This window comes from Bradyrhizobium sp. (genome assembly GCF_050014615.1).
Taxonomy (GTDB): Bacteria; Pseudomonadota; Alphaproteobacteria; order Rhizobiales; family Xanthobacteraceae; genus Bradyrhizobium.
The window spans coordinates 41929-50884 of sequence record NZ_JBEKCZ010000007.1 but is presented as its reverse complement, the minus strand read 5'-3'; the positions used below and the strand labels follow the sequence as shown (position 1 = coordinate 50884).

Annotated in this window: 7 protein-coding genes; 5 read left to right on the top strand and 2 right to left on the bottom strand. The window is 61.9% G+C overall.

The features are described 5' to 3' along the window. The 3 genes from ABR948_RS02330 to ABR948_RS02320 form a co-directional block, all read left to right on the top strand. Nucleotides 1-1062: heterodisulfide reductase-related iron-sulfur binding cluster (locus ABR948_RS02330; RefSeq protein WP_428113784.1), on the top strand; the 1062-nt coding region annotated here is incomplete at its 5' end. Nucleotides 1063-1139: 77 nt separating this feature from the next. Beyond that, a complete protein-coding gene (locus ABR948_RS02325) occupies nt 1140-1532 on the top strand; it encodes a hypothetical protein (RefSeq protein ID WP_428113783.1) in 393 nt (130 codons plus the stop codon). A gap of 419 nt (nt 1533-1951) precedes the next feature. Further along, nucleotides 1952-2926: a TorF family putative porin gene (locus ABR948_RS02320; protein WP_428113781.1), complete on the top strand. Its 975-nt coding sequence runs from the start codon at nt 1952-1954 to the stop codon at nt 2924-2926. Nucleotides 2927-3065: 139 nt separating this feature from the next. On the opposite strand, the gene ABR948_RS02315 is transcribed toward ABR948_RS02320, so the two are convergent. Further along, nucleotides 3066-4814 (bottom strand): ABC transporter ATP-binding protein/permease, encoded by a 1749-nt coding sequence (locus ABR948_RS02315; protein ID WP_428113780.1) that lies wholly within the window; start codon nt 4812-4814, stop codon nt 3066-3068. A 304-nt stretch (nt 4815-5118) separates the two neighbouring features. Here ABR948_RS02315 and ABR948_RS02310 point away from each other — a divergent pair, with 304 nt between their 5' ends. Both ABR948_RS02310 and ABR948_RS02305 read left to right on the top strand, forming a co-directional pair. Beyond that, the gene (locus tag ABR948_RS02310) at nt 5119-6783 is read left to right on the top strand and encodes an L-lactate permease (protein ID WP_428113779.1); all 1665 of its coding nucleotides are present in this window, start codon (nt 5119-5121) and stop codon (nt 6781-6783) included. A 152-nt stretch (nt 6784-6935) separates the two neighbouring features. Continuing rightward, a complete protein-coding gene (locus ABR948_RS02305; protein ID WP_428113777.1) occupies nt 6936-7358 on the top strand; it encodes an META domain-containing protein in 423 nt (140 codons plus the stop codon). 5 nt (nt 7359-7363) lie between these two features. Here the strand turns inward: ABR948_RS02305 and ABR948_RS02300 are convergent, their stop codons facing one another. Beyond that, the gene (locus ABR948_RS02300) at nt 7364-8908 is read right to left on the bottom strand and encodes a phytoene desaturase family protein (protein ID WP_428113775.1); all 1545 of its coding nucleotides are present in this window, start codon (nt 8906-8908) and stop codon (nt 7364-7366) included. Nucleotides 8909-8956: the final 48 nt, after the last annotated feature.

The window sequence follows — 8956 nt, the reverse complement described above, 5'->3', positions numbered from 1 at the left end:
TGTCCGTCGGGCGTGAACTACATGCATCTGGTCGATCAGGGACGGGCAAGGATCGAAAGGGACTATCGAAGGCCGCTGACCGAACGGCTGCTGCGGGCGGCGCTCGCCTTCCTGCTGCCGCGGCCGCAACTGTTTCGCCTGGGCATGATCCTGGGGCGGTTCGGCCGGCCGCTGGCGGCCCTGCTGCCGACCCCCAAAGCGGGATCGGCTACGCCGACTTTATTAAGCCGAATCAAGGCGATGCTGGCGCTGGCGCCCGGCCGCTTGCCGGCGCCGGGCCCCTCGGGCGGGAGCGTTTTTGCCGCTGCCGGGGAAAGACGCGGCCGGGTCGCGCTGCTGCAGGGCTGCGCCCAGCAGGTGCTGGCCCCGCGCATCAATCAGGCCGCCATCAACCTTCTGACGCGTCACGGCGTCGAGGTCGTGCTGGTGAAGGACGAAGGATGCTGCGGCGCGCTGGCCCATCACCTCGGACGCGACGACGCCGCGCTGGCGCGCGCGCGCGCCAATATCGCGGTCTGGCTCAAGGAGGCCGGCGAGGGCGGCCTCGACGCCATCCTGGTGACGACGTCGGGTTGCGGGACGGTGATCAAGGACTACGGATACATGCTGCGCGAGGACCGCGATTTCGCCGCGGCGGCGGCGAAGATATCGGCGCTGGCAAAGGATATTACCGAGTATGTCGCCAACATCCCGTTGCAGAAGACGCAGCAGCCCGGCGAACTCGTGATCGCCTATCACTCGGCCTGTTCACTGCAGCACGGACAGAAAATCACGCTGCTTCCGAAAGAATTGCTTTCCAAGAACGGATTCGTGGTGAAAGATGTACCCGAGAGCCATTTGTGTTGCGGTTCGGCGGGAACGTACAACATTCTCCAGCCTGACATTGCGAACAGATTGCGCGATCGAAAGGTCGCCAATATTGCGATGGTCAAGCCGGACATGATTGCTGCGGGCAATATCGGATGCATGGTGCAGATTGCCGGCGGCACGTCAGTTCCCGTGGTGCACACAGTTGAGCTTCTCGATTGGGCGACGGGCGGTCCCCGGCCAGGATTGAACTGATCAATTGGCCCCGCCTTGTGAGGCGGACGACTTGAAAAGCCCGATAGACATTGATCGGCGGCAACAGGAGGATCACGATGGCTAAAGGCAAAAAGAAAAAAGGCAAGAAGGCTAAAAAGAGCAAAAAGCTGGTGACGGCGAAGAAGAAGTCCGCGAAGAAATCTTCAAAGAAGTCCGCCAAGAAGTCGGCGAAGAAAGCCAAGAAATCCGCGAAGAAGTCCGCGAAAAAATCCGCCAAAAAGGCGAAAGCGGCAGCGCCGAAAAAATCTGCCAAGAAGGCCAGCGCCAAGAAGGCTCCTGCGAAAAAGAAGGCTGCACCTAAAACAACGGCACCGAAGCCGGCGGCGGCACCGAAGCCGGCTCCGGCACCGGAGCCGAGTTGGGCTGCTCCCGCTCCGGCACCGAGCCCCGCGCCGTCATGGGAGCATTCGGCGAGCCCGTCCTCCTCCGGCGGCGATGACCATAGCTAGCTCGGGGCGCCCGGCTTAATCCGGGTTACCTTGAAGGCCGCAGCGCCAGTCGCTGCGGCCTTTTGGTTTTGGGGTCGGCGAATCGAGGGTCGCGAAGATTGCTGATTCGGGGCCGGGGCATCCGCGGTTGGGCCGCCTGGTCCTGCGCGAACCCGATACCCGATCGGATCGCCCCCAAAGTTGTCTAACCGGCGCTGGGTTCCGTAAAAGTTGTTGTCCGAATGCCACACCGGTCAACAACATTTGGCGCAATTCCAAATACGATTAAAAAATATGCAAATGATTAAGTTTTTTGCTTTCTGCTATGGGCGGCTCATACCAGATTGCTGTCCGGTTAACGACTTTCGTTGCCGCCGGTCATCGCGCAGTCCTCGAGGACCCCCGAATCCGGAATGAACAAAAAATCTGGTGGGGGCGTCATGAAGAGAATGGTGTTGGTCGCAGCGGTGCTTGCGATGACGGGGGCGGCCTTCGCGGCGGATATGCCTCTGAAGGCTGTTAAAGCGCCGGCGCCGTTCGATCCCTGGGATATCGCGTTCGGCAGCGCCGCCATGAGCGACTACGTCTTCCGCGGCGTCACCCAGTCCAATCACCAGCCTTCGGTCGCGGCCTATTTCGAGCCGCGCTACAATGTGAGCAAGGACCTGCAGCTGTATATCGGCACCTCCGGCGAGAGCATCTCGTTTGCGAACCGCGCTGCCGCCGAGGTCGACGTCTATGGCGGTATCCGGCCGACCTTCGGTGCTTTCGCCTTCGATTTCGGTGTCTGGGGTTACCTCTATCCGGGCGGGCAGTGTCAGGAAGGCTTGCCGGGTGGTGTTGCCGTGTGCCCAGCCGGGTCGCCGTTGGCCCTGGGTCCCGATTTCACCCAGATGAAGAAAGACGTCAGCTTTTTTGAAGTCTTCGGCAAAGGCACCTGGACGATCAACGACAGTTTCGCGCTGGCCGCCAACGAATACTACTCGCCGAATTACCTGAATTCAGGCGCGTGGGGTGATTACGCCTCCGTCATCGCCAGGGCGACGGCACCGGCGGCGTGGTTTGGAACCAGCGGTGTCGGAGCTTATCTGTCGGCCGAAGTTGGCCGCCAGTGGCTCGGAACCACCGATTCATTTTATCGCGTTACGGCGGCACCGGTCGGAATCCCCTATCCGAGTTACGATACCTGGAACATCGGCATCGGCTTCACCTACAAGGTGTTCACGCTCGATCTGCGCTACTCCGATACGGACCTGCATAAGGGCGATTGCGCCGCGCTCACGAGCGCTTACAACGCGAATATCCCCGGTAACGTGACGGCGATAAATCCCAACGGATTCGGGTCCAACTGGTGTGGCCCGGTCGGCATCGTCAAGCTCTCGGCGGACCTGACCGCGATGGCCAACCTGAAGTAATTATTCTCCCGAGACTGTAGAAAGGCCGGCAGCGCAATCTGCCGCTCTTTTTTCAGGCCAAGGCCTCGCCCCGGACCCGATTCGAGCTGGTAACGGTTCGCCTCGGGAAAACGCGTCAAACATGGCTTACAGCCTTGCGCTATGACGGTTTGCCGCCGTCGCCCTGGTCCTGCAGCGTGCATCGATCGCCGTTGCGGGCCAGCACGACATGGCGCTGATGGAAGGCCTCCAGCGTGCTGCGGTGACCGATCGAGACCACGGTAGTGGCCGGCAATTTCTGCTCGAGAAGACGGTAGAGCATGGCCTCGGACGCTTCATCGAGCGACGCGGTCGCTTCATCCAGGAACAGATATTGCGGCGCATGCAGCAGCGCGCGGGCGAGCCCGAGACGCTGTTGTTCGCCGAGCGAGAGCATGCGATTCCAGTGCGCCTCCTCCTCCAGCCGCGACGCCAGTTGAGGCAGGCCCACCGAGGTCAGAACATCCTCGACCAGGTTCGAATTGTAGGCGCCGGCTTCCGCCGGATAGACGATCGCAGCCTTCAGCGAGCCGACCGGAAAATACGGCCGCTGCGGCAGCATCATCAGCGAGGCGTTGGCCGGGATCGCAATCGAGCCGGTCCCGAACGGCCAGATACCGGCAATGGCGCGGAACAAGGTCGACTTGCCGGAACCGGACGGGCCGCTGACCAGGGTGCGTTCATTGCCGCGCAGGCTGAAGCCGTCAGCCGAGACCAGCGGCGCTCCGTTCGGCAAGCGGACCAGCAACTGCTCCAGATCGATATTATGGCTGCCGGTCGACGACACGACATCGATCGACGACGCCTGGGTTTTCAGCGTCGCGGCGTCGTCGATCGCGGTCTCGAACCCGTCGAGACGCGCGATCACCGAGCGCCATTCCGCCAGCGTCCGGTAGGCGGTCACAAAAAACGACAGCGATCCCTGCACGCTGGAGAAGGCGGAGGCGGTCTGCATCATGCCGCCGAGCTGGATCTTGTCGGCAAAATAGGCCGGCGCCACCAGAATGTAGGGAAACACCACCGCGGCTTGCGAATAGCTGGAGGTAAACGCCGTCACCCGCTTGGTCCGCTGCATGATGGCGTACCAGTTGTCGACGACGCGCCCGAAGCGTTCCGAAAGCCGGCCCCGTTCGGCGCTTTCGCCCTGCAACAGCGCGATCTGTTCGGAGTTTTCGCGCACCCGAACGAGGTTGAAGCGGAAATCGGCCTCATAGCGCTGCTGCTGGAAATTGAGATTAACCAGCGGGGAGCCGATCCACTGCGTCAGCACGGTACCGAAGATGGCATAGATCAAGGCGCCCCAAACCAGATAACCGGGGATCGCGAATTCGTGGCCGAAAATGTGCAGCGGGGAGTCCGCCGACAGGCCCCACAGGATCACGACAAAGGACGCCAGCGTCACCACGGCGCTCAAAAGGCCGACGGTGATATTCAGCGTCTGGTCGACGAACAGTTTGACGTCGTCGGTGATGCGCTGGTCCGGATTGTCGGCGCCATCGCCCTTTAGCTGCATGCGATAATGGTTGGCGTCGTGCAGCCATTGACCGAGATAGAGGCTGGTCATCCAGCTGCGCCAGCGGATCTGCAGCCATTGATTGAGATACAGCTGATAGACCGAAAGCGCGATGTAGAACGTCGCCAGAATGCAGAAGAAGCCGATTTCGGTGACGAATCCGTCCCAGTTCTTCTCCTGCAGCGCATTATAGAAGCGATTGTTCCACTGGTTGAGCAGAACGTTGATCAGAACCAGCGCAAGTTCGATCGCGATCACCGCCGCGAGCAGCAGGCGGCCTGCAAACTTGTCCTCGGAACGGAAATAGGGGGCAGCGATCCGCCATACGGTCGCGAGCGTCGAGCGGATGTTGTTCACAGATCAAGTTCTCCGGGAGGATGGGTAAAGCGGAAGAATCGAGGTCTCTAGACTAGAAGGTCTGTAGACTAAAGTCGTAACTGTCAGGGTCTGCGTTGGCTTGTCCAAGCCTCATAGTCAATCCTAGCATGGTCACAATGGCGAGGGGCGGGGGCCATCACTTCGCGCGTTTGTGAGCGGATTGGCATTGCCCAATTCGCTTTCGATTTCGCGCTTTGCTAAAGACACCCCGCAATCGCGCCGAGCGTACCAGACCATCCATGCCGGTCGGGACGCTGAATAAGCGCGTGGGGGAGGAATTGTAATGTGGAATCAGGTCTATAATCCGTTCGGAAATGCCGCGCTTTCGACCATCGCCGCGGCGATACCCGTTGTCACGCTGCTGGTTTTGATCGCCAGCGGCAAGGTCAAGGCGCACATCGCCGCCATCGCCGCGCTGATCATTGCCAACATCATCGCCATTTTCGTGTTCACGATGCCCGCAGGCATGTCGGTCCGCGCGTCGCTGCTGGGTGTGGTAGCCGGGTTCTTCCCGATCGGCTGGATCGTGCTGAACGTCATTTTCCTCTACCGCATCACGGTCGCAACCGGGCGCTTCGAGCTGCTGCAGCGTGCCATCGGCGGTGTGACCGAGGACCGGCGGCTGCAATTGCTGCTGATCGCGTTTTCATTCGGCGCCTTTTTTGAAGGCGCGTCGGGCTTCGGAACGCCGGTCGCCGTGACGGGTGCGGTATTGATCGGTCTCGGCTTCTCGCCGCTCGCCGCATCCGGCCTGTCGCTGATCGCCAACACGGCGCCGGTCGCCTTCGGCGCGCTGGGTACGCCGATCCAGGGTCTCGCTTCCGTGACCGGTCTCGATCCCTACATTCTGGGCGCGATGGTCGGGCGCCAGTTGCCGATCTTCTCGCTGCTAGTGCCGTTCTGGGTGGTATGGGCCTTCGCCGGCTGGAAGGGCATGAAAGAGATCTGGCCCGCCATCCTGGTCACCGGCGTGACGTTTGCGGTTCCGCAGTTCGTGATCTCCAACTATATCAATCCCTGGATCGTCGATATCGGCGCCTCGCTGATTTCGATGGGCGGCCTCATCCTGTTCCTGAAAGTATGGCAACCGAAGCAACTGTGGCTGTCGCCGGTGCTGCGCGGCAGGGACGAGTCGGCCGCGACCATGACGCCGGTCAAGCCGCTGGACCAGACACCGCTGACCCAGGCGCAGCTCTGGAGTTCGCTGCTGCCATGGATCATCGTCTGCATCGTGATGCTGGTCTGGGGCAATGGCGCGTTCAAGACCTGGGCGAATTCGATCTTCACCTGGAATTATCCGGTTCCCGATCTGCACAATATGATCAACAAGGTGCCGCCGGTGGCGGCGAAGCCAACGCCGGAAGGTGCGGTGTTCGGCTTCACCTACCTGTCGTTCACCGGAACGGGCATGCTGCTGGCGGCGATCATTTCCAGCTTTCTGATGGGGTTGTCGCCGGCGAAGATGATCGCGGAGTATGGCCGGACCATCAAGCTGTGCGCGATTTCGCTGATCACGATCTCGGCGATGCTCGCGATCGGTACGCTGACACGTCTCTCCGGCGTCGATGCGACGCTGGGCCTCGCGTTTGCGGCGACTGGCGTGCTGTATCCCTTCTTCGGCACACTGCTCGGCTGGTTGGGCGTGGCGCTGACAGGATCGGATACAGCGTCGAACATTCTGTTCGGCAATCTGCAGAAGATTACCTCGGAGCAGCTCGGCCTCTCATCGGTCCTGATGGGGGCGGCGAACTCGTCCGGCGGCGTCATGGGCAAGATGATCGACGCGCAGTCGATCGTGGTCGCCTCCACCGCCACCAACTGGTACGGACATGAAGGCACGATTCTGCGCTTCGTGTTCAAACACTCGATCGCGCTGGCGTGCCTGGTCGGCCTCTTCGTCATGCTGCAGGCCTATGTCTATCCGTTCACGGCGATGGTCCTGAAGTAAACGCCGGTTCGGCCTATCGATAAAAATCCCCGCGGCCGGTGGCCTGCGGGGATTTGTTTGCCGGCCGCATTTTTAACGCGGTCGATCTGGTCATTGTCGTGCTGGCCGATTAAACAGCCCGGCTGTGAATGCCCGGATAGTTAGAGGGTTGAATGCTTTCAGCGACAGTTTTTCTGAGACAGGTTGCGGTCCTGCCCGCATTGGTTCTGGCCGTGGTGGCCTTCAAACCCGTATCGGCTCACGCCGATGAAGGTTTTCCGTTCGGATTCGAGATGACGTTGGAGACGGCCCCTCAGCCCGGATCGAAGCGGCTTCCGACGCTGGAGATCGGTGACAATGGCGAGGCGACGCTCGAGTTGTGGTGCAAGGGCGGCAAGGGCCAGTTTTCGGTCGCGGGCAATACCGTGATCTTCGTCCCCGGCCCGTTGCAGGACCGTTCCTGCCCGTCGGCGCGGGCGCAGGCGGACGATGACCTGGTCGCAGCCCTGGGCGAGGCCGCGACCTGGAAGCGGCAGGGCGATCTGGTTTCATTCATCGGAACCAGGCCGCTGCGCTTCCGGATCAATACCAATTGAACGCGCTACCCCTCGCGCAAGATCATGTCGGCGCAGGTGCCGGCGGCTTGCACCACGCCGGTGTAGCCGCCAAAACCGGCATAGGCCGATGCCAGATAAAGCCCCGGCACCGCGGTTCGCGGCGAACCAGCCGGGCTGCGCCAGAACGGGCGTGGCGGCGTCGGGGCGAACCCATAGACGGCGCCGCCGGGCGCGTTGAGATATTGCCGGACCGACAGCGCGGTATTGAATGACGACGCGACCACGCCTTGCGCCAGCCCGGGATAAAACGAGGACAGATAGCTGACGATGGCGTCCTGCCATCGTCCGCGCTTGCGGCGATAGGCGTCGGTGTCTGAACCGTCCCAGTTCGACACCAGGTCGGGCCCGCAGATCAACAATACATGGGGCGGAGCCGGAACTCCGGAATCGATCGCGGCGTAATCGACGACCGACAGCGGCGGCATTCGCCCATCGGGTTCGTCCGCCATCAGCGCGGCTCCTTGCGCATAATCCGATAGCCGCTTCATCTCGCGCGGCAGCAACTGCGTCGAATAGGCCGATACTCCGAATTCGCGCGGCGGTTTCGACAGGCCGAGTGTGAGCGCGAACAGCGAAATCGACGGGGTCCGCCTTGCGTAATCCTGCGTCAGTTTCTCTGCCGCCGCCGCCGGCATCAGCGGCGCAAGGGCCGCCGGCGCCGCATTGGCGATGATCCGAAGGCCCTCGACGATCTGCGGATCGCTGCCGTCGCGGGCGGTGTGGGTGACAATGCCGGCGCGTCCCTGCGGGTCGAGCGCAATGTGGCTCGCAACGCGGCGTACCATGACTTCGCCGCCCGAGTTCCTGATCGCGCGGGCGAGCGCACTCGAGAGCCGTTGCGACCCGCCCTGCACGTAACGGCCGCCGCTCAACAGATAGCTTCCCTGCGCCATCGCAAAGAAAATCCACCACAGCGTCGCGGGGTCGTCGTGATAATAAGAAAGATTGGCCGCCAGCGCGCATTTGACGGCTTCGTTGTCGCCGAAAACTTTGGAAAGCTTTTGCGACAGCGACAAGCGCCAGTCGGCAAGTGCGGGAGCGAATTTCAACAGTGCGACCAGGGCCTCGCGGGGCTTTTTGAAAGCGTCGCGGCCTTGCGAGAGTGTACCCAGGGCGGATGCAATGCGTTCCATTTCTCCCAGCAATTGATGGATCCCGGTCTGGGCCTCCGGGAAGCGCGTCGTCAACGCACGCCGCGCCGCATCGAAATTGTCGGGCATCACGAACGGCTGACCGAGCGGGCCGCCGCGGGCTTCGTAAAATGCGCCGGCCGGAATCCATTTGACCGCGTCGATGACGCCCGCCCGCGCCAGCACGCTGTGTTTCGGATCGCGAGGGTCGTGCGGATCGCTGGTCTCGTGCAGCGAACCTTCGACGAACAGATCGCCGGACTTGTAGCTCGACGCCGCGCCGCCTACCGAGTTGCTGCGCTCGATCACGACAACCTTGCGTCCCGCGCGCGCGAGGATCGCACCGGCCGTCAAGCCTCCAAGGCCGGCGCCGATCACCACAACATCATAGCGCGCCATTAACCCTGAGATCCCAAAAGCCCTGGTCCGGACCGGCACCGTTCATTG

Bases quoted from the DNA above. Each gene is read 5' to 3' on its own strand.
- ABR948_RS02325 (WP_428113783.1), top strand. From the start codon at position 1,140: ATGGCTAAAGGCAAAAAGAAAAAAGGCAAGAAGGCTAAAAAGAGCAAA.
- ABR948_RS02320 (WP_428113781.1), top strand. From the start codon at position 1,952: ATGAAGAGAATGGTGTTGGTCGCAGCGGTGCTTGCGATGACGGGGGCG.
- ABR948_RS02305 (WP_428113777.1), top strand. From the start codon at position 6,936: ATGCTTTCAGCGACAGTTTTTCTGAGACAGGTTGCGGTCCTGCCCGCA.
- ABR948_RS02310 (WP_428113779.1), top strand. From the start codon at position 5,119: ATGTGGAATCAGGTCTATAATCCGTTCGGAAATGCCGCGCTTTCGACC.
- ABR948_RS02300 (WP_428113775.1), bottom strand. From the start codon at position 8,908: ATGGCGCGCTATGATGTTGTGGTGATCGGCGCCGGCCTTGGAGGCTTG.